The 19,554-nt window shown below is 55.4% G+C and carries 20 protein-coding genes; 3 read left to right on the top strand and 17 right to left on the bottom strand.

The features are described 5' to 3' along the window. Window positions 1-260: hypothetical protein (locus NTZ04_08510; protein ID MCX5992347.1), on the top strand; the 260-nt coding region annotated here is incomplete at its 5' end. Window positions 261-284: 24 nt separating this feature from the next. On the opposite strand, the gene cdhB is transcribed toward NTZ04_08510, so the two are convergent. The 9 genes from cdhB to NTZ04_08465 form a co-directional block, all read right to left on the bottom strand. Beyond that, window positions 285-827, bottom strand: a complete 543-nt coding sequence (gene cdhB / locus NTZ04_08505) for a CO dehydrogenase/acetyl-CoA synthase complex subunit epsilon (GenBank protein MCX5992346.1) — start codon at window positions 825-827, stop codon at window positions 285-287. A gap of 23 nt (window positions 828-850) precedes the next feature. Then, on the bottom strand, window positions 851-1,489 hold the full coding sequence (locus NTZ04_08500) for a 2Fe-2S iron-sulfur cluster-binding protein (GenBank protein MCX5992345.1): 639 nt from the start codon (window positions 1,487-1,489) through the stop codon (window positions 851-853). A 1-nt stretch (window position 1,490) separates the two neighbouring features. After that, complete coding sequence (locus tag NTZ04_08495) at window positions 1,491-3,413, bottom strand: SLBB domain-containing protein (GenBank protein MCX5992344.1); 1,923 nt, start codon at window positions 3,411-3,413, stop codon at window positions 1,491-1,493. A gap of 10 nt (window positions 3,414-3,423) precedes the next feature. After that, complete coding sequence (locus NTZ04_08490) at window positions 3,424-3,885, bottom strand: NAD(P)H-dependent oxidoreductase subunit E (protein ID MCX5992343.1); 462 nt, start codon at window positions 3,883-3,885, stop codon at window positions 3,424-3,426. Window positions 3,886-3,946: 61 nt separating this feature from the next. Next, on the bottom strand, window positions 3,947-4,555 hold the full coding sequence (locus tag NTZ04_08485; GenBank protein MCX5992342.1) for a hypothetical protein: 609 nt from the start codon (window positions 4,553-4,555) through the stop codon (window positions 3,947-3,949). A 17-nt stretch (window positions 4,556-4,572) separates the two neighbouring features. Then, on the bottom strand, window positions 4,573-6,891 hold the full coding sequence (gene cdhA, locus NTZ04_08480; protein ID MCX5992341.1) for a CO dehydrogenase/acetyl-CoA synthase complex subunit alpha: 2,319 nt from the start codon (window positions 6,889-6,891) through the stop codon (window positions 4,573-4,575). 4 nt (window positions 6,892-6,895) lie between these two features. Continuing rightward, window positions 6,896-7,801: an acetyl-CoA decarbonylase/synthase complex subunit delta gene (locus NTZ04_08475; GenBank protein MCX5992340.1), complete on the bottom strand. Its 906-nt coding sequence runs from the start codon at window positions 7,799-7,801 to the stop codon at window positions 6,896-6,898. A gap of 22 nt (window positions 7,802-7,823) precedes the next feature. Next, window positions 7,824-8,699, bottom strand: a complete 876-nt coding sequence (locus tag NTZ04_08470) for a dihydropteroate synthase (protein ID MCX5992339.1) — start codon at window positions 8,697-8,699, stop codon at window positions 7,824-7,826. A gap of 101 nt (window positions 8,700-8,800) precedes the next feature. After that, window positions 8,801-10,258, bottom strand: a complete 1,458-nt coding sequence (locus NTZ04_08465; GenBank protein MCX5992338.1) for an NAD(P)-dependent oxidoreductase — start codon at window positions 10,256-10,258, stop codon at window positions 8,801-8,803. A 142-nt stretch (window positions 10,259-10,400) separates the two neighbouring features. Here NTZ04_08465 and fmt point away from each other — a divergent pair, with 142 nt between their 5' ends. Next, the gene (gene fmt / locus NTZ04_08460) at window positions 10,401-11,336 is read left to right on the top strand and encodes a methionyl-tRNA formyltransferase (protein ID MCX5992337.1); all 936 of its coding nucleotides are present in this window, start codon (window positions 10,401-10,403) and stop codon (window positions 11,334-11,336) included. On the opposite strand, the gene NTZ04_08455 is transcribed toward fmt, so the two are convergent. The 7 genes from NTZ04_08455 to NTZ04_08425 all read right to left on the bottom strand — a co-directional run bounded on the left by NTZ04_08455 (window position 11,333) and on the right by NTZ04_08425 (window position 17,633). After that, complete coding sequence (locus NTZ04_08455; protein MCX5992336.1) at window positions 11,333-11,692, bottom strand: hypothetical protein; 360 nt, start codon at window positions 11,690-11,692, stop codon at window positions 11,333-11,335. The genes fmt and NTZ04_08455 overlap by 4 nt on opposite strands. Window positions 11,693-11,872: 180 nt before the next feature. Beyond that, on the bottom strand, window positions 11,873-12,100 hold the full coding sequence (locus NTZ04_08450; protein MCX5992335.1) for a hypothetical protein: 228 nt from the start codon (window positions 12,098-12,100) through the stop codon (window positions 11,873-11,875). A 33-nt stretch (window positions 12,101-12,133) separates the two neighbouring features. Beyond that, complete coding sequence (locus tag NTZ04_08445) at window positions 12,134-12,340, bottom strand: hypothetical protein (GenBank protein ID MCX5992334.1); 207 nt, start codon at window positions 12,338-12,340, stop codon at window positions 12,134-12,136. Between the two features lie 333 nt (window positions 12,341-12,673). Then, window positions 12,674-14,647, bottom strand: coding sequence for an SPFH domain-containing protein (locus NTZ04_08440; GenBank protein ID MCX5992333.1), 1,974 nt, complete (start codon window positions 14,645-14,647; stop codon window positions 12,674-12,676). A gap of 331 nt (window positions 14,648-14,978) precedes the next feature. Then, window positions 14,979-16,184, bottom strand: a complete 1,206-nt coding sequence (locus tag NTZ04_08435) for a DEAD/DEAH box helicase (GenBank protein ID MCX5992332.1) — start codon at window positions 16,182-16,184, stop codon at window positions 14,979-14,981. A 419-nt stretch (window positions 16,185-16,603) separates the two neighbouring features. Then, entirely contained in the window at window positions 16,604-17,149 is a 546-nt protein-coding gene (locus tag NTZ04_08430; GenBank protein MCX5992331.1) for a cysteine hydrolase, read from the bottom strand. Between the two features lie 211 nt (window positions 17,150-17,360). Then, window positions 17,361-17,633, bottom strand: a complete 273-nt coding sequence (locus NTZ04_08425) for a GIY-YIG nuclease family protein (protein ID MCX5992330.1) — start codon at window positions 17,631-17,633, stop codon at window positions 17,361-17,363. Between the two features lie 32 nt (window positions 17,634-17,665). On the opposite strand from NTZ04_08425, the gene NTZ04_08420 reads away from it, so the two are divergent. Beyond that, entirely contained in the window at window positions 17,666-18,085 is a 420-nt protein-coding gene (locus NTZ04_08420; GenBank protein ID MCX5992329.1) for a hypothetical protein, read from the top strand. Here NTZ04_08420 and NTZ04_08415 read toward each other — a convergent pair. Beyond that, window positions 18,022-19,554, bottom strand: a 1,533-nt coding sequence (locus NTZ04_08415) for an IPT/TIG domain-containing protein (GenBank protein MCX5992328.1), incomplete at its 5' end; no start/stop codon positions are given. The genes NTZ04_08420 and NTZ04_08415 overlap by 64 nt on opposite strands.

Below are 19,554 nucleotides of genomic sequence, written 5' to 3'. Positions count from 1 at the left end.
AGGAAGAGGAGGAGTACTGGAAAACGCACAGCCCCATTGTTGAGGGATATGAGGGAGAGATCAAGCGCCCACGCCAAAAGCGGTCATCTTTCTTGGCGGTTCGGCTAAGCGGTGAGGAGTTGAGCGGATTGCGACAGCTTGGTGCAAAACAAGGGCTGGGCCCTTCCACTCTCGCCCGCATTATCTTGACTTCAGCGATGAAGCAAGGAGACGCATTGCCCAGGCAAATAACCCCAGGTGAACTTCAAAGCGCAATATAGTCTGTGCAGGAGAAGTGGCCACGTTCAAGATTCTTGCAGATCATATAGCAATTCATCGAGGAATTCCCTCCAGTCTTCGTCTTTCCTGAAGTTGGGGAGGGAGTAATCGGCGTTGGGGAAGACGTACTTGCAGAGAGTCATGGTCCTGAGGTGGGGGGCAAAATGCTTCAAGGTGGAGAGCACCTGGTTGCCGAGGTCAGTCCTGAAACCGAAGAAGATCACCAGGTCGTGATTCCCCTCCTTTTTCACCCCTCGCCAATCTGGGTCCTTGAGATGGTTGGCTATTTCCACCGCGTCGTATTCGCTTTCCGGCTTCACCCCGAGTTCCGTCATCTTCCCTTTCACGTGTGCCGTGGCACATACGGGGATGCTGCCTGCCCGGGCTATCTCCAGAGCGTACTGTAAGAGGGTTTTCCCATCCAGCGAACTCTCCAATAGCTTGGGGCCCAGCACCAGGAGGGGACGTCTGGCCTGCTGGATCAACGCGGCATACTCGGCGGCATCATCAAGAATGATGGCGGACTTGGTACCGGTAAGTACGTTCACCCGATGAAGCGGCATAACCATTTCCCCTCTCCTTCACTAACTGCTCATAGCCTGTCCGCCAGGAAGTCCTCAACGGTGAAGCCAAAATAGGAGCTATCTGATTCAGCGCCTATCTTGCCTGTGGGACAGACTTCAGCCGCCCACTCCATACCGCCGGCAAAGACTCTCCTGGCTATATCGGGGTAGAAGACCACTCTTCGCTCGATTCCCCTTCCGACGAAGCCTATCGCTGGGGCACCGACAATCTCTTCGCAGTAGCGGACACAGAGGCCGCAGAGGATACACCTGTTTGATTTGGCATTGAGTCGGTACTCGAAGCGGTGGATGTCAGCCCCGTATTCATCGGCCAGCCTCCTCAGCTCACCGCCGACATTCTCCTGGAACATTGCCTGAGGGGCCACCAGTTCGAGAAGGAGCTTTCGTATCCTGTCTATCCTGGGGCTGCGGGTTCTCACGATCAGACCTTCTTCGACAGGATAGCCACAGGACGCTACCACCCGGACCTGGCCATTCCTCTCAGCCTCCACGCTGCAGATGCGGCAGGCCCCGTAGAGCAGCATTTTTTGGTGTACACATAGCGTTGGTATATCGATGCTGGCTGCTCTGGCTGCCTGCAGGATAGTAGCTCCCTGCCTGGCTTCTACCTGCTTGCCATCTATGACCAGGGTTATCATTTCTGCCATCCTATGCCTCTTTCTTGCGGGTGACCATGGTTCCTGGCGGTGGAGGTGGTGGTAGGGGTTCGCCTGAAATTTTGACCACAGCGCTGAAGCGCGGCGGGCAAACGTCAAAACATACGCCGCACCGGGTGCATTTCTCCTGGTTGATCCAGTGTATTTCGCCCTTAGCACCGTTGACCGCCCCGGCAGGGCAATTTCTCAAACAGATGAGGCAGGCCGAACACCTGGCGGGGTCAATGTAGTATGAGGTCAGGGCCTTGCATGACCTGGCCGGGCAGCGCTTCTCGTTCAGGTGGGCTTCATATTCGTCTCTGAAGTATTTCAGGGTGGTCAGAACCGGATTGGCAGCCGTGGTTCCCAGGGCACAAAGGGAAGCATCTGCCATCACTTCGGCTACCTCCTCAATCAACTCTATGTCACCAAGCTTCCCGTCTCCGTGGCAGATATCGGTCAAAACCTTCATCAGGAGACGGAGACCCTCGCGGCAGGGAATACATTTGCCGCAGGACTCGCTGCACAGGAAGTCGATGAAGTATCTGGCGACGTCCACCATGCAGGTATCTTCATCCATGACCACCATGCCGCCGGAACCCATCATGGAGCCGAGCCTGGTCAGCGCATCAAAATCGATGGGCGTGTCGAGGTGCTTTTCAGGGATTATGCCTCCCGAAGGCCCGCCGGTCTGGACTCCCTTGAACTTCTTCCCACCCGGTATCCCTCCGCCGACATCATAGATTACCTGCCTGAGAGTCATGCCCATAGGCACTTCCACCAGACCGGTGTTGTTCACCTTTCCTACCAGGGAGAATATCTTGGTTCCCTTGCTGCCGTCTGTTCCTATGGAGCGGAACCATTCTGCCCCCTTCTCTATGATGAGCGGGACAGTGGCCCAGGTCTCCACATTGTTCAGAATCGATGGCCTTCCCTTTATCCCGCTGACTGCAGTGTGGACGTATTTCATCCTCGGTTCGCCTGCTTTTCCTTCGATGGCGCTCATGAGGGCGCTGGATTCTCCGGATACAAAGGCTCCGGCGCCACGGTGCACTTTCACAGCGAAGTTGAATCCGGAGCCGAGGATGTTTTCCCCGAGAAGACCATATTCCTTGGCTTGCTCTATGGCGAGGTTCAGATTTTCGCAGGCCAGAGGATATTCCTGGCGAACGTAGAAGAATCCCTGGTGAGAACCTACGGCATAAGCCCCGATGATGAGCCCTTCCAGCACACTGTGCGGGTTTCCCTCCATCAGCGACCGATCCATGTAGGCCCCGGGGTCGCCCTCATCACAGTTCACTACCACGTACTTGATGCTGCCAGGGGCATTCCTGGTCTCCTCCCACTTTCTGCCTGTCGGAAACCCTCCTCCGCCCCTGCCCCTCAGATTGGCCCTTTTCACCTCTTCCAGCACCTCTTCCGTCTTCATGCGGGACAGGGCTTTAGCCAGGGCGCTGTATCCGCCCAGGGCAATGTAATCGTCTATATTTTTGGGGTCGATGCGTTTGTTGTTGCCGAAGACGATGCGGGTCTGATTCTTATAGAAAGGAATGTCTGATTCCTTGGCAATCTTCTTGCCCGTTGAAGGATCACTGTAGAGGAGACGCTCCACGATACGCCTTCCGGCCACGGCGCTGACCACTTCGGGGATATCTTCATGCTTCACCTTGACGTAGGCGACCTCATCGGGGGAGGTGACGACGATAACGCCCTTTTCGCAGAACCCGTGGCAGCCGGTAGCCTTGACCTGTATCCTGTCTGCCAATCCCTGATTCTTGACTTCCTCCGCCAGGGCCTCGAAGACATCCCTGGCGCCATAGGTCTGGCAACCGGTGCCGGCGCAGACAGTAATGCCGGTCTTCAGGGGATCCCTTCCGGACAGTATGCCATTTCGCAGTGTCTCCAGTGCCTCCGGCGAGGGAAGTTTAGCGGGCATGTTTCCTCTCTTATTTCGCTGCATCAAACAGGTGCTCCAGTTCCGAGGTTGAAGGTTTGCTGTGGTACTTTCCGTCTATGACGATGACCGGCCCCAGAGCACAGCAGCCGAGGCAATTGACAGTATCCAGGCTGAAACGCATATCTGCCGATGTCTCTCCCGGTGCCAGCTTGAGCTTGTCTGTAGTTCTATCCAGGAGTCTCGGTGCACCCCGTACCTGGCAGGCAGTCCCCAGGCACACTGTCACCGTGTGACGGCCCCTGGGAGAGAAGCTGAAAGCCTTGTAGAAGCTGGCCACCTGATACACGCGGGCTATGGATACTCTCAACTGCCGGCTCACCTCTGCCAGCACTTCTGCGGGCAGCCAGCCGAGGCCACCCTGCAGATCCAGCAGGATCTGGATCAGCATATCCCTGTCTCTCTGGTATTTGTCCACCGCCACCCTTTTTACCAGATCTGAGATTCCAGCCAAATACTTTCCTCCTATTTGTCTCCTGGCTGACCGGGGGAGAAAACCCCGGGATGTCCTGCTGTCATTCAGTGTGACAGTTCAACTCTCTCCACTTCCTGATAGCTTCCTCGATCTTTTCCTCGTGCCCATACTTCCTGGCGATTCTCCTCAGCAGTATCTCTTCGCGGGGCAGAAGCGGGTGGAAGCGGGGGCCTTTCCTGATCTGCCTGATATTACGGAGCAGATAGGCAGATTCACCCTGTCTGATGGCTTCATCCAGGCGATGGCCCGCTATGCGGTATTTCCTTTTAATTGCTCTGGCCTTACTGATGAGGTGAATGTTCTCGTTCTCAATCATATTGATGTAGCGGGCGAACCTCCTGAAGTCGGCGTCTTTCATGGCCTGTAGAATCTTCTTTTCCAGTTCGACTATGTCTAAATCGTGCTCTCTGGCCAGCTCTCTGATGAGGGTAGCATAGACTTCGGTGTCTTCGCCCTCACTAATGCTCTCGATATAGGCGGAAATCCTTTTTCGAATGCCTGACTGGATAGCCTCTTCGAGCTGCTCCATACCCAGGCCCTGCTTCTTTGCCAGCCTTCTGGCAGGTTCAATGCAGACGAGTTGGCCCCTCTCGATGCGGCGCATGTAGCCGAGAAGCTTCTCGGTATCGGCGATGAACTCCTCAATCATGCTATGCGCATCCTCTCTTAGTGAATGACAGACTCCAGAGGCACTTTGCTGGGATAGGTGCCGATCAGGGTGGGGAGGGTCAGGACAGGTTTCGGCTTCCAGCCCACCTCCTTCAGGTATGCCGCAGCTTCCTTCTTATACACAATGGGGAGGTCTCTGTCGGTCCTGACGTACAGGTGCAGGTCCGGCGGGAGCCCGCCGCCCATATACTTCTTGTACAGGGAGATGTAGTGATTCAGTTTCAGGGCTCTTCCCTGTGCCGTATCGTTCTTCCTGATGCACAGCTTGGCGATGGTGACCATAGCCCTCTCCTTCGTCTCGGTGACATAGGCCAGGTGCTCTGGAGAAGGCTCGCCGGTATCCACCAGTTCCCCTTTTCTGCCGTCCATTACCGTCCAGTTATCCTCTTCCTTTCTGGAAAGGAAGAGTCGGCGGGACTTGGATGAGTGGGGTCCCAGGACCACGGGGATTCCCAGCCGGTTACAGCCGGTGGCGATGGAGACTGCCTTCTGTGAGTAAGCCCCCCAGGCTACCCCCACAGCCCCCACGCGGTTGAGAATGTAGTCGGCGATAACCTCGTAGTTGGCTCTCAGGGGGAGGCTGGCGAAGATATTGGCTATCTTGATAGTGGCTCCGGTGATGTGGGCGTTGGACACGCAGGAGCCCACGTTCACCACTCCACCGGCGTCAAAGCTGGCAGGGTACTTTTCATAGATGGTCCGTCCCTCGGGGTCTTTCTTCATACCGGCAGTCATAGCGGCACAGCCGCTGAGGACCACGATGTATTTTCTCTTAGCGAATTCCTCGACCATCTCCACAAGGTCATTCATGTCCGGGTAGCTGGAACATCCCACGAAGGCCACCACGCCGGGGATGGTTCCCAGCACTATGGGGGCACCGACGTTCCTGATCTCGGTATCCATAATGGGCCCGCGCCCAACCCGTATCTTGTAGGCCTCTTTGCTGGCAGCCACCTGCATGATTTTGAAGATGGGCACATCGTGAGGACACTCCTCCTCGCATTTGCCGCAGCCGAGGCACTTGTCGAAGATATTCCTCAGTTCGTCAAGATTCCCCAGGGCTACCTGGCTGATCCCTTCGCCGATGAGGAGCATGTTGGGGCAGACCCTCTCGCACATGCCGCACTGCACGCACCTCTTGGCCAGCTCCAGGGCCTCCTTTTCGCTTAGAAGCTCCTTCTTCCTCTTCGGTGCCAGCGCCAGGGCCACTCTCACAGCCACCTCACCGGCCTTCTCATGGTCGAGGATGAGGAATTGCTTGCCCTGATCCAGCATCTGCTTCACTATGTCATCCGTCTCCATCTCGGTGGCATCCTCAAGCCCGTAGCAGGCTTTGTCTGAGGTGGCGATGAAGGCAGAGTCTACTTTCTTAGCTTCTTCTACCAGGTCGGTCCTGATGCACTGCTCATCGGTCACTATGACATCAGCAATGCCGGTCCTCACGTAGTAGAGCTGTCTGGAGAGGGGGCCGATCACCCTGGCCTTATCCGAATACCGGGTCGCCTCATGAGCAGTGCAGCACAGACCACCCAGCTCCACTTTCTCGTCGAGGCTGTTCGCCCGGAGGTAGTCGATGATAGCGGTGGAAGAGGCGGGATTATGGCCGATCACCAGAATGGTGGGTTTACTGATATCCACGGAGGCGGTGCCCAGGCTTACCAGCGGAGTCTCGGCCACGGATGTGGGGTATTTAAATCCCGAGATCTGGGCGACATCAGCGATTTCCATAGCCACATGGTCCAGCATACCGGCATGAAGGGCCTTGGACTCATAATCTATGTTGCTGCCCTCCTGACCGGTATGGAGCGCCGAAATCAGGTGGATCAACTGCCGCTCCACATACTCGACCGCTGTTCGCAGGTCGCGCATCGATTCCGGTTTCAGTCCCAGCACGGTCCTGATGTTGGGTGCCTCAATGGCGACATTGTTGCCCAGATCGATCTTGTAGTCCTCACCGTACTTTTCAATCATAAGATCAACGATGTGTCTGGCATGGGCGCCGTGAGCAGAAAGGCCCACACAGCAGGCCAGAAGGATGAACCTCCCCTGCTGGCCTGCGATGTCGATGCCGCAGGCCCCCCGCTGTCCGCAGGTGAGGTCGCACTTACCGTAGGTGCAGAAGCAGCACACATCGCAGAAAGGCGCGTAGAAGGGCTTGTAGGTCTTCATCAGCCGCATATCCCAGTTTCTCAGATCGGCGATGTCCGGCATGGGGGTATGCCCGACCGGCTCCCACTGATCCTCTGCCCTTATCAGCTTCTCAATCTGCTGGTGTTTCCTGGTCTTCTTCTGCTTCTTTTCCTTCGCTTCCGTCATTCCTTTACCTCTCCGCCATGAGATGCCTGATCAATTTCATGGTTTCAGGGTGTCTCAAAACAACGAGATCTGCTCCCGTAAGCAGCAGAGAGATGGCTGTCATTCCCTCCCACAGTATCCCCTGCCTCTCGTTTTCCCTGGCCTCCTTTGTCTTCCAGCATTCGCCCCCCAGGTTGGCGATCATAGGCATCTGCATCATGGCGTCCTTGTAGATCACTCCTGTCTGCTTTGTCCTCTCCATTATGGTGAAGCTATATTCCATGCCATAGCCCAAAGCTGAACTCAAAGGGTCAATGACAATCCTGTTCGGGGGGAAGAATTTGGACAGCTTTATATTCAGCTCCTTCATGAGGTTGATATCTACAGGGGTCTGGGCAATCAACGCATGTCCGTGTTCGGAAACCGCCCTGGCGATCCCCTCGTAGTTTTCCTTGACTGCCGGTCCCAGGAGGAGGTTCTCCCCCCGGCACACCTCGGCCACCCTGGTCAAGACGGGCACATCCTTTTTCTCGTCACCGGAACCATAGACGATGAGGGGCACCGGTATGGCCTCGGAAATCCTTCTGGCGAGCTTTGCTGCCTCCTCTGGAGACGTATCCTTCACGGTCGGGTCCGTGCTCACCAGTTGCAGGCAAACAGCATCGGCACCGTAATCAACGCACTTCCTGGCCCACCTGACGGGGTCAGAGACAACATCCTTGTAAGGCTGGAGCACCGATTCTGCCCAATCCCTGGGTTCCATGTCACATATTTCCAGGGCCAGCCTGGGAGGGTTGGGGATGGAGCCCTGATCGAAATAGTGAAAGGGAAGGGCACTCTCCCCCCCGATCTTCAAGGCTTTCGCCCCTGTTCCTATAGTGACCTCTCTGACCGTCCCTGTATATGCCTCGATAGGTGCTCTGTACTGCATACCGACTTCTCCTTTGGCGCTCTCAGTCCTCCAGCCAGGAATGCGAATAAAGCGTGTGGCCCAGAAGGACCCGGGTTGTCTTCACGTAGTCGCGCAGCTTTGCTGAGAGAGAGGACAGGGCTATATCTTCTCCATCCATCATTCTGTAGATGAGATCGACGACATCAGGCATCTCGCCTCTATTGAGGCTCATCATCTCCTTATCCAGAGCATCGGCTATCACCGAGTATTGCCCGGCTCTCTCCAGCATGATCATGTAAGTACGGTTGAGAATCCCTCTCAGTTCTGCGGGCGTCCCGTTGGATATGTTGGAGAGTCCCAGTGTTGACTTCGCACCAGGGACAGCCTCCGGCAATATCTTTATGAACTCCAGGGCTTCGGCCACCTGTTTCTGGTCGGCGCTGACCGGCAAAAGGATGGGATCGACCCAGATATCCTCGGTGAGGATACCCAGATCGTTGGCATAGGCTATGGTTTCCATGATGCTTTCCAGCCGTGATTCAATATCCGCAGGACAGCCCTCATCCGTCAGTACCGATAACACCACGCCGGTACCATATTTACTGGCCAGGGGCAGCATCTTCTCCTTGCTGTCAGTTCTCCCGGAAGCGGAGTTGAGCAGGGGTCTTTTCCGGCAGACCTTGAGCCCGGCCTCCATCGCTGCGGGATTCAGGGTATCGACGGATAGCGGCAGATCGGTCACCGCCTGAACTGTGTTCACCAGCCACTCAGCGGCATCGGGGTCTTTTCTAGCCGGGCCGAGGTTGAGATCGATGTAATCAACGCCGGCCTCCGCCTGCGCCACGGCCAGATCCTGGATGGCCCTGGCGTTTCGTTCCTTTACGGCGGCGGAAACAGCCTTTGAAATGATGTGTATATTCTCGCCGATGATAATCATCTCAATCGCTATTATGACATTGACGGTTCTCAGTCACAACTGAGATATCGCAGAATTGCGCTCTCGGATTCCGGGAAGCGAGAGTAAGCCGATCCTGGCCCTTACTTCACCATGGGGGAGGGGCAATACAGGTAGTCAACCTTCTGGCTTTCGTTCTTATCGTGATTATTGTAGTAGTGCCTGGCCAGCAGCGGGTCCACCTTAGCCAGGGCATCCCAGTTCCACGGCGGGGGATAACATTCCGGGCACCAGTGTCCGGCCCTGATAAGCACCGGCGTAGCTTCCCACTCATGCCCGAAGGCGCATTTCCACCTGAGCTTCGTTTTGATATCGGTGAACGTTGTGGAGAGGCACACTCCCCCTCTGGCCTCGGCCATCTGCCGTATCTCTTCCATGGTGAAGCGCTTGAAGTCAGCATTCCGTGACCTGTCCGGAGGCTCTTTCGGCTTCCCCGGCTCTATCTCTTGATAGTGGGCCCAATCTGGGAGCTTCTCCCATTGTTCACGGCTGCCGAAGAAGGCTTTGATCTTTTCCTCTTCGTTCTTTTCGATCCATTGCAGCGGCTCTGCTGTTCTCTTCATGTATGCTCTCACGATGAAAGGAGGCGCGAGTCTGGCTCCGAATTTCAAATACCAGGGGATATTGGCTTTTACCTGCGCATAGTGATCCTTGATTGAATGTCTCCAGTGACCGAGGTATTCGTTGAGAACGTAGCTATCTTCATACCAGCAGCAGTGGAAGTTCCTTACGCCGAACCAGTTAAGGGGCATTATCTTTCTGAAGTCTCCCAGACTAAAGAGATTCATCATTTGTGCCAGGTAGTCCTTGAAGATAACCCGGCATGATGGGCCTCCTCCCATGTTATATACCCTGCCCCAGAACTCATCGGGCGCCTCGATGGTCTGGACGAGTCCGTATCCTGCATCCTCACTGGTGATCAGTTCGATGCAGGTGTTGACAGGCTGGTGGAACATGATGGGATCCATGAGTGTCAGTGCGTTGGGGATAGCAATATAGGTCTGCCGCATGACGGCCCAGTATTTCAAGCCGGATTCTATGACGGCTCTTTCTGCGGCTATTTTTGTCGTGGCGTAATAGTCGCCAACGCTGGGCTTCAGGGGGTCTCCCACCCTGACCATGTGAATAGGGGGAAGCCGGTCTCCGTATGCGGCTACGGAACTGATATAGACCATCCGAACCCTGTCGAGGCCATTGGGTTGCTTCTTGATAGCTGCGATGATGTTTTCAGTGCCGCCGCAGTTAATCTTCCTGCACAGATCCGGGTGGTCGTCTGCCTCCGGAGCGATCAGGGCAGCCGGATGGAGGACTTGATCCACTCCCTCAACGGCCTTCAGTACATCATCAGGATTACTTAAATCTCCCCAGACGATCTTCACTCCCTCCTGCCCCTCATATTGGGCAAAGGCCTTCTTGTTCTGCTTGGAAGGTCTGAGCAGAGTGACGACGTCGTATTTGGCTCTTCTTTTCAGCAGTTCCTTGAAGGCTTCGCCGCCCATGGAACCAGAGGCCCCGGACACAAAGATCCTTTTCTTTGCCATGCTTGCCCCCCTTTTTTGAAGATTGTGATGACCTGTGCCCCAGATTATACAACAGATTCGCATCGGTAAAAAATGGGGTTGTCTGTGCAGAGTGATTCAGCCCGTTGTTGCATTCGGGCCTCCATGCTAGAATGTGACCGCTGTGAGGATTGTTTTCCTGGGCACACCGGGGTTTGCCCTCCCTGCCTTGGACCGCCTTGTCCACAGTGAAAATGAGGTGGTGGCGGTCTATACGCAGCCGGATGAGCCGGCGGGAAGGGGGCGCAAGCTGGTGCCGCCGGCGGTGAAGGCGGCGGCGCTGCACTACGGGCTGACAGTGCGGCAGCCTCCTTCTCTGAGGCAGCCGGAGGAAGTGGAGAAGCTGGCGGAACTGCAGCCGTCTGCCATCGTGGTGGCGGCCTACGGTCGGTTGCTGCCGCAGAGCGTTCTGGACATCCCCCGCTACGGCTGCCTCAACATCCACCCCTCGCTCCTCCCCGGGCACCGCGGCCCGGCGCCGGTAGCCGCGGCGATCCTGGCCGGTGATGAAGTGACCGGGGTGAGCATCATGCTTCTGGACAAGGGCATGGACACCGGCCCCGTGCTGGCGCAGCGGGAGTGGCCGGTATCGCCTGAGGATACCACGGCGACGCTCACCGCCAGTCTGGCAGAGATGGGGGCGCAGCTCCTGATGGAAACGCTGCCCTTATGGGTGGGGGGCAGGCTGGCCCCGCAGCCGCAGGATAACGGGAGAGTCACCTATTCCAGGATGGTCACCAAGGAGGATGGGCGGATGGACTGGCTCCGCGCGGCAGTGGAGCTGTGGCGGAGGGTGAAGGCCTTTCAACCCTGGCCTGGCTGCCATACCACCTGGCAGGGCAAGCTGGTGAGTATTATCGAGGCGGTGCCCTTGCCGGGGGAGGGCGAACCGGGAAGGGTGGTCGAGACAAAGGGGGCAAAGGGTGCTCCCCTTGGGGTGCAAACGGGTGATGGTATTCTGGGGCTGGTGCGGCTGCAGTTGCAAGGCAAGCGGGCGATGACGGCGGAGGAGTTTGTGCGGGGACAGAGGGGCTTTATCGGATCGCTGCTTCCCTCTTAATCTTCGCCCCTGGTTTCCTGAATAAGCCTATCGGCGTATTCAAGCAACACCCTGGTACTGTCAGCAGGGGGCTTCTTCAGTGCCAGGTAAGCCTTGAGCGCCTCGGTGGGGCTCATGGGTTCACCCGAGCGGTCTCCCGGTCTGGTGCGGCGCTCACGTTCCACATCCTTGGTGATGGAGACATACTGTGCTTCACCCAGCGCCCGATGAATCTCCTGCTCCTGAACCAGCCCATCGAGGTGTTCGGCGATATTGATCTGCACCCGGACTATGGCATCCTTGATATCCCGTTCCTGGCGGGCGATGCTTTTCAGAATGGTGGCTGTGGGATCGGGGTCATTATGGGAGACATTCACTCCTATGGTGAGGAAGCAGCGGCCCTTTGAGGGATGGAAGTTGAAGGCGATCCTCTGGCCGGGGCTGGCCCCAGTATACCATCATCAGGGGTGTTGTCGAACCTTGGGACTTGCTTCAGGATGATTGAAACAAAGAACCCTCCGATCGGAGGGTTCTTTGTAGAAAGGGGGGTGCCTTTCTTATGTATTCAAAACCTTGCCGATGTGCCCGGATGCACCCACCGCGGCGAACCCCAGGACTATGGCGTACAGTCCCGCGCATACAGTCAGGGCGATACCGTACAGTCCCGGGTGTGGGCTGAGGACCATAACCAGGATGCCAATAACCGTGAAGGCGGCCAGAAGCAGGATGCCAATACTCCTTGAGAAGATTGTCAGGGCATTCACTTTGCGATTCTGTTTTTCCACTCTTCACCTCCCCTTGGTCTTGTATTCAAGACTCTATCGATACGACCAGTAGTCGTCGTCTTTCGGTGTGCTGACATGGTATACCCTGAGGGTAATTGCCACCACCCAGAAGGCAATCAGGCCGACGAATCCCACAGCGATGCTGTAGAGCCCTGCGCATGGGCCGAGGAACAGAACGAGCACTCCGACACCGAGTAAGAAGACCGTCAGAGCGTTCAGCATGCGTCTCTGTCTATCCATTTTGCCCCTCCTTCCCTAAGGCCTGCCATCACTTCTCGACACGGATAAGATATGGCCAAACCAATCTATTATTATTTTATAAACTATTAGCATTATACCAACTACTTTATCTGCTGTCAATAATAAACAAGGGGGGGTAAGTCAACTCATGGTTGAGAGTGTAAGAATAACCAACTACACTTGGTTTACCAGATCTGGATAGCGTATTCGTGCTATCGAAAAAGCACTGCTCCGAAACCGGGGCGTTTCGGAGCAGTGCCCGTGCCCATGATTGATGCAGGTTGGGTACTGAGAGCGAGTGCTTGCTGGACCCGGAGTCTGCCGGGTGTCAGGCTATCCTTTCTTCTTGCCACCCTCCTGCAAGGCAGCCGGAATGACTGGCGGTTTACCCATTTTGCCCAGCATGTTCATGAGAACCCCGGCCAGTCCATCTATGGAGGACCCGCCGCCACTCACCATGACGTCAGGAACAAACTTCAAGCCCTTATCTGACAGAGCGGTGATGGCATTGACCAGGGCGGTGGAATCTTGCCCCAGCGCTTCCACCTGAGCCTTATATGCCTTCGCCTTGGCCATACCGATAGCCTCTACTTCTGCTCCCTTCACTCTGCCGGTTTCGAGGGTATAGTAGGCTTCGCCATCGGCTTCCTTCTTTCTGGCTTCGGCATTATTCCCCTTGATGGTAATATTGACTTCAGATGAAGCCAGTTCACTCTGTTTATCGGCAACGCCTTTCGACTTCTCCATCACAATTCTCTGTTCCTGAGCATCCCTCTGCTTCTTGAACGTCTCTATCTCCTGGTTGGCAATTTCCCTCTCCGTCAAGACCTTCACCAACTGTTCGGGAAGTATGACATCCTGGATGTACACACCCTTCGTCTCCACCTTATACTGGCTCAACTTAGACTCGATATGCTTGAAGGCTTCCTCCTGAACCTGCTGCCTTGTCTCGATGAACTGAACAGCCCTCATACTCTGCATCTTATCCCTGAAGTGGTTGCCTACAGCAGCCTGTAAGACTTCGCTGACCAGGTTCTGCATAGTGCCCACCATAGAGATAACCCTGGGAGCCTCTACGCCCGAGACGTGGATCTGCACCTGCAGGTCAATCTTAAATATGAAACCTTCACGGCTCTTAGCCACGATCTGTGACAGGGTAGCATCAAGGGAGTGGGCCTTGGAGGTCTGCTCCGCCCAGTTAAGTGTCAGTATGGCCGTAGGTACGATTTCAGCCTGATAACAGTGCGGATTGATGGGATACTTGCCGGTGCCCAGGGCCTCTCTCCAGATACCCCTGTGTCCCGGTTTGACTATGACGCCAAACTTAAATTCCTCGCCGGTGACATCCTCAGTCATCAACCCCACGTAAGACTTGATTACGGCAGTCTCGCCCTGCTCCACCACCAGCATGGGAGCGATATCAACCCTGACCAGGAAGGGATTCAAGGCATAGGCTCCGTAGAGCAGTGGGTCATGCTGAAGGCCGATCTTGCCTCCCAGGTCAAGAAACTTCTGGAAGTCCTGATAGTTATTATGCATGATGTTCTGACAACCCAGGACCAGCTCAATCAGGTCAGCATCGGTGCCGCTGCTCCCTTCGAGCTTTTTCACATCGTCAAACCCCCCCAGCCTGGAAGCTATATCGCCAGCGGCGAGGGGCTCCCCTTCAAGAGTAGTAATAATGCCAATAGCATCCTTGACTTTTCTATCGGCTGCAGTTGATTCCGGTTCAATCACGACCAGATTAAGCTGATCGGGCTCGAGGCCAAAATCCTTGGGGGTGAGGGACCCCTGCTTCTGAAACTTGGTGAGCAAATCGGGTTCTATTGGCCTTCCATAGACCTGCTTCCTGGTAATAATCAGAAGACCTACCGGATGGAAGGGAGCCAGACTCCCCGGAGGCAGGACTGGTCTCTGCACACCCTTTTGGCCGTCATTCTCGAGGAAACTCTTCAGATTCTGGAAAGAACCGTACTCCGGTTTATAAACCGCGGACTTAGCGCCAATGGGAAGCGGCTTGCCAACCTGAGCGATGACAACACCAACTTCGCCTGCCGGTATTTGCACCCAGGGATACTTTATCACCGAAAAGATGGGCCAGAACTTCCAGCGCAGTCCTGGCATAAGCAGTTCCATCTGATAACCAGCCTCACCGTGAAAAGCCATAGGCTCATCGGCAGGAAGCTTCTTCCCCACCTTCTTCACTATCAGACCTACCTCAGTGGGTCCGATATACCTGGTGGATGGAAGGATGAGTATCAGGGCTATTACCAAGGCAATTATTCCCAGTGTTACACCTAAGATCATCGTCTCCTCCTTAGCTCAGCAGTTTCCATTCCTGCCCTTTTCAGAAGACCTGGAATGCGGGGAGTAGGCTTCTCGAAAAGCATGTGGGAAAGTGTCCGGATGACAGGATACCATGCTCTCTCCCATCACAGACCACGCCGCAGGGCATGGCACTATCTTAACACAGGAAAGAGGCTTTAGTGAATAGGGCAAACCTGGCGCTTGATCGATATGCCGGAAATAGTCTGGGACAGACTATTGGCAATGCGGGAAAGCAGGCAGATTGAGTTGACTCCGGACCGGCAAATCGGGTTGGGCGTTACTTCCAGGCTGCCTCTCTGAGCAGAAATGTCTATTTGATGCCAACCCGCTCATTCCGTACAGTGCGCTGTCCGAACCGGTGCGGAGAGCGGATGACTTCGCTGTCTGATGCACATGCTCTATAATCAAAGTCCTGCAATGTGCGGCGCTCCAGTGGCGCGTTCAGCAGGTGCTCAAGAGCGCGTACCATGGCCACGTCTTCAGTTGTCACAAATGTGAAGGCATCACCAGTTGCGCCGATTCGTCCCGTGCGGCCAATACGATGCGTATAGGCGTCCGTAGTGTCCGGCATGTCGTAGTTAATGACGTGTGAAATACTCAAAACATCGATGCCGCGAGCGGCAACGTCAGTCGCCACCAGTATCTTAACTGAGCCGGCACGGAAGCCATCGAGAGCGGCCTGACGCTGGTACTGGGACAGATCACCTTGCAGTGAGGCTGCCCGGTAGCCCGCACTTATCAGTTGCTGCGCGACACGCTCGGCGCGATGCTTGGTACGTGTAAATACAAGCACCGATTTCGTACTGGTTCTGCGCAAGAGTCCCTTCAGGAGCGCAGTCTTCAGGTGCTGTCCCACCGGATAGAGAGCATGAGACACCGTTGTTGCCGGCAGCATACGGCCAATTTGCACGGTGACCGGGTCATGCAGGACTTCCTGCACCAGACTCCGGACATCACGGGGCATGGTGGCCGAGAAAAGCAGTGTCTGCCGCTCCTGTGGCAGGCATTTCAAGATGTTCCGGATATCGGGTAGAAAGCCCAGGTCAAACATCCGGTCTGCCTCGTCGATTACAAGGACTTCCACATATGATGGATCGAATGTACCCTGCCACAGGTGATCGAGCAATCGGCCGGGGCAGGCCACAGCGATTTCGACTCCAGTACGCAGTGCTTGTTTCTGTTGATGTATACCCACCCCGCCGTAAATGGTGAGACTCCGCAGCCCCGTTTGCCGTCCCAATTCGGTTGCAGCCTCGTATGTCTGCTCGGCTAGCTCACGCGTGGGCGAGATTATGAGAGCACCAATGCGACCCCTCGGGCGTTGCAGCAGGCGCTGCAGAATTGGCAGCACGAAAGCCGCAGTCTTGCCGGTTCCGGTCTGTGCCAGACCAATCAGGTCGCGGCCCTGCATGATTGGCGGGATGGACTTAATCTGGATTGGTGTGGGTGTAACATAACCGGCCGCCTGTACACCGGCCATGATGCTTGGATCAAGATCAAAGGTTTCGAAATTCACTGTAGCTCCTTGGAAAGGTCCCTGCACCTCTCTTGTCTGAAAAATGGCAAAACCCCTGCTCTTCAGTGCTGAAGGCAAAGGGTTTTCCGCAAGCAGAACGCTGGATTGATTTAGCCTGATAGCCTATTGGATGACCTCCTGTCTATGAAATACTGGTTAGAGTCCCGGTCATCCAATACTTGAGAGAAATGCGGGCGGATTCTAAGAAGCTTGTAATAACCCAAACTGTAACTCTGAATTGTTATTATACAACAAAGAGAGCCTCCCTGTAAAGGAGCGGAGCGCAAGTGACAGACGAATTCCATCCTGTCATTGCGAGAAGTCCTTCTGCAGAAGGGCGACGAAGCAATCTCTGCCATCAGCTACGAGCCATGAGCTATGACTATGAGTATGACCCATCCTTCCGCCCGGTGGCCCCGTCAGAGAGTTTCCAGTACATCTCTGACGGAGGGCTTCACCACGCGCAGCAGTCCCATCACCTTCAACGCAGGCTCGTGGCCTTCCGGAGATGGCGAGGCGCAGCAATCTGCCGGGACGATGACTTCATACCCCAGCTCGGCCGCGTCAAAGACCGTCTTCAAAACGCAGGCCCAGGTGGCCACGCCGGTCACAATGAGCGTCTTGATTCCCTTTTGCCGCAGCGTAAAATCGAGGTCGGTGCCAAAGAAGGCACTGAGCATCCTCTTTTCGACGACGATGTCAGTGGCTCGCGGCTCCATATCCTCGATGACTGCCGCTCCGGCAGTTCCCCGAATGGTGCGCACTGGATGCCCGCCCTTGGTGAAAATGAAATCGTCCGGATATCTGCTGTCACAGGCGAAGATTATGGGGATTCCTTTGCCCCTGGCCTCTTGCAGGAGGAGCTTGACGTTGGGGATAATCGCCCGACAATACCTGCCCACATTATCTTTTTGCAGATCTACGACCACAATGGCCTTTTCCTGCGGAGTTGCGGCTTCCTTCATATCAGTCTCCTTTCAACAGCCGTGCCGCGTTGCTCTTATTCTGTTGACGTCACCATCTGGCATTCAACTGCCTTTAATCAGTACTCTGTGAGGTGGCCTTCTGTCAAATCTTTCTTCATTATCCTTTCATGCCAGCCAGCTTGCTGGCGGGAACCACTTGCTGGAGTTCCAGGGGATTTCAACACGCGCTCTGCAGCCCTTCAGGTCGTCCTCAGGGGTTCTGTGTTCGCCTCACTATGCCTTCGACATATCCAGGGACCCCAATCAGCCTCTCCTTCTTCTCCCTTGACAGCTTCTTGACTTTGTTTTCCACCTTCAACGCCAAGCTTCTGGTTCCCAACCTCTTCTGGAATACCAAAGTCAAAGGCCCCCTGCTTCTCAGGTACTTCGATCCGCTATTTCCGTTTCCCTGGTGCTGGGCGAATCGCCGCTCGACGGCAGTCGAGATTCCTGTATACAGACTACCGTCATGGCATCTTACCATGTACAAATACCAATCAGACATCACGAGGACCTATGACTATATTTGTCGAACTCCTTGACAGATCGATCAACGTGGATGAAATGCTTTCCACCATTGACCTGCCCCCGGTGATTGTACCACTTGTTTCATTAGAGATCCCAACACTGGAGCGCCTGCGTAGCCCGGCAAGTAGATGCTTCGAAAATCGGCTGGAGCATTCCATTCGCTTATGCCCGGAAACTTCAGCTTGGAACAGACACTATGTTTGGATGGTGGCAGCACTTGAAGGAATTTTGGACTGGTCTCTCCCTCGGCACCGCATCGCTGAACAATATGTCGAAAGGTTCAATCTGATTGATTTCGACTCCAACGTGGCTCACCGCATGAAGCCAGGGAATGCTCTGCCGTTCTACTTCTTCACCTGCCTTTTCTTTACCTGCCTTCTACTACGAAAGAAGCGGATTGATAGGTAAACTGCAATGACTACCGCTAGGGCTGCGCCTAGCCCAGCGGCAAGCCAAGTCTTACTGTGATTGGAGGCCACTTGTGTCACCGTGAAGCCTTCAGTCAGTTTGCCAGTGCCTGCTGGCGCAGTCACCGAAACATTCCTGGCCCCAGCCGTAGCTGAGCTACTGATGGTGATGTTAGCCGTTATCTGGCTGTCGCTGTCTAGTGTGAAGCTGTCAACGGTTATCTCTGAGCCAAAGCTCACTGCGGTGGCTCCGGTGAAATAGGTGCCGATGATGGTCACGGTTAATGCTTCTCCCTGAATACCCTCATCCGGGGTGACCGAGTCCATGGTCGGTGAAGGCTCAGCCACCGTGAAACTGCCTGTCTTGGTGGCAGTGCCTCCTGGGGTAGTCACTGAGACATCTCTGGAACCAAGCGTAGCTGAGCTGCTGATTACGATATTGGCAGTTATCTGGTTGGAACTATTCACCATGGAGCTGTTGACGGTTATCCCGGAGCCGAAGCTTACTGCGGTGGGACTCGTGAAGTAGGTGCCGCTGATGGTGACATCGAGAGTCGCAGCCTGATTGCCTTGGTTGGGGCTGACCGAGGTTATGGTGGGTAGTTGTGACTCGAGGTCGAAGTAATGCAAGATTGTGCCGGAACTACCTACGGCGAAGACATCAGAGTAGGAGCTACCCCAGACACCATAAAGGTGATTCGCGGTGCCGCTGGTCATCGTGCTCCAGGCGCTGCCATTGTAATGAAGGATGGTGCCCCCATAATCCACGGCGAAGACATCAGAGGAGGAGCTGCCCCAGATGCCCATAAGGTGATTTGTGGTACCGCTGGTCATCGTGCTCCAGGCGCTGCCATTGTAGTGGATGATGGTGCCCCCATAGCCTACGGCGAAGACATCAGAGGGGGAGCTGCCCCACACACTATAAAGGTCATTTATGGTGCCGCTGGTCATCGTGCTCCAGGCACTGCCACCGTAATGGAGGATGGTGCCCCCATAGCCCACGGCGAACACATCAGAGGGGGAGTTACCCCACACACTATAAAGGTCACTTGTGATGCTGCTGGTCATCGTGCTCCAGGCACTGCCATTGTAGCAGAGGATGGTGCCCCCATAGCCCACGGCGAACACATCAGAGGAGGAGCTGCCCCAGACACCATAAAGGTGACTTGTGATGCCGCTGGTCATCGTGCTCCAGGCACTGCCATTGTAGTAGAGGATGGTGCCCCCATCGCCCACGGCGAACACACCGGAGGAGGAGATGCCCCAGACATCTCTAAGGTAATTGATGGTGCCGCTGGTCATCGTGCTCCAGGCGCTGCCATCGTAGTGTAGGATGGTGCCCCCATCGCCCAGGGCGAACACATCAGAGGAGGAGCTGCCCCAGACACCATAAAGGTGACTTGTGGTGCCGTTGGTCATCGTGCTCCAGGAGCTGCCATCGTAGTGTAGGATGGTGCCCCCACCGCCCAG

This window comes from Chloroflexota bacterium, assembly GCA_026389585.1.
Classification (GTDB): Bacteria; Chloroflexota; Dehalococcoidia; order UBA2247; family RBG-13-53-26; genus JAPLHP01.
Note: the sequence above shows the minus strand (reverse complement) of the source record. Positions and strands in the feature narration are given on the sequence as shown.

What these genes read in the sequence shown, in the direction of transcription:
- cdhB (MCX5992346.1), bottom strand. Translation starts at nt 827, where the DNA reads ATGGTTATGCCGCTTCATCGGGTGAACGTACTTACCGGTACCAAGTCC.
- NTZ04_08500 (MCX5992345.1), bottom strand. Translation starts at nt 1,489, where the DNA reads ATGGCAGAAATGATAACCCTGGTCATAGATGGCAAGCAGGTAGAAGCC.
- NTZ04_08495 (MCX5992344.1), bottom strand. Translation starts at nt 3,413, where the DNA reads ATGCCCGCTAAACTTCCCTCGCCGGAGGCACTGGAGACACTGCGAAAT.
- NTZ04_08485 (MCX5992342.1), bottom strand. Translation starts at nt 4,555, where the DNA reads ATGATTGAGGAGTTCATCGCCGATACCGAGAAGCTTCTCGGCTACATG.
- cdhA (MCX5992341.1), bottom strand. Translation starts at nt 6,891, where the DNA reads ATGACGGAAGCGAAGGAAAAGAAGCAGAAGAAGACCAGGAAACACCAG.
- NTZ04_08475 (MCX5992340.1), bottom strand. Translation starts at nt 7,801, where the DNA reads ATGCAGTACAGAGCACCTATCGAGGCATATACAGGGACGGTCAGAGAG.
- NTZ04_08470 (MCX5992339.1), bottom strand. Translation starts at nt 8,699, where the DNA reads ATGATTATCATCGGCGAGAATATACACATCATTTCAAAGGCTGTTTCC.
- NTZ04_08465 (MCX5992338.1), bottom strand. Translation starts at nt 10,258, where the DNA reads ATGGCAAAGAAAAGGATCTTTGTGTCCGGGGCCTCTGGTTCCATGGGC.
- NTZ04_08445 (MCX5992334.1), bottom strand. Translation starts at nt 12,340, where the DNA reads ATGGATAGACAGAGACGCATGCTGAACGCTCTGACGGTCTTCTTACTC.
- NTZ04_08440 (MCX5992333.1), bottom strand. Translation starts at nt 14,647, where the DNA reads ATGATCTTAGGTGTAACACTGGGAATAATTGCCTTGGTAATAGCCCTG.
- NTZ04_08430 (MCX5992331.1), bottom strand. Translation starts at nt 17,149, where the DNA reads ATGAAGGAAGCCGCAACTCCGCAGGAAAAGGCCATTGTGGTCGTAGAT.
- NTZ04_08425 (MCX5992330.1), bottom strand. Translation starts at nt 17,633, where the DNA reads ATGGTAAGATGCCATGACGGTAGTCTGTATACAGGAATCTCGACTGCC.
- NTZ04_08420 (MCX5992329.1), top strand. Translation starts at nt 17,666, where the DNA reads ATGACTATATTTGTCGAACTCCTTGACAGATCGATCAACGTGGATGAA.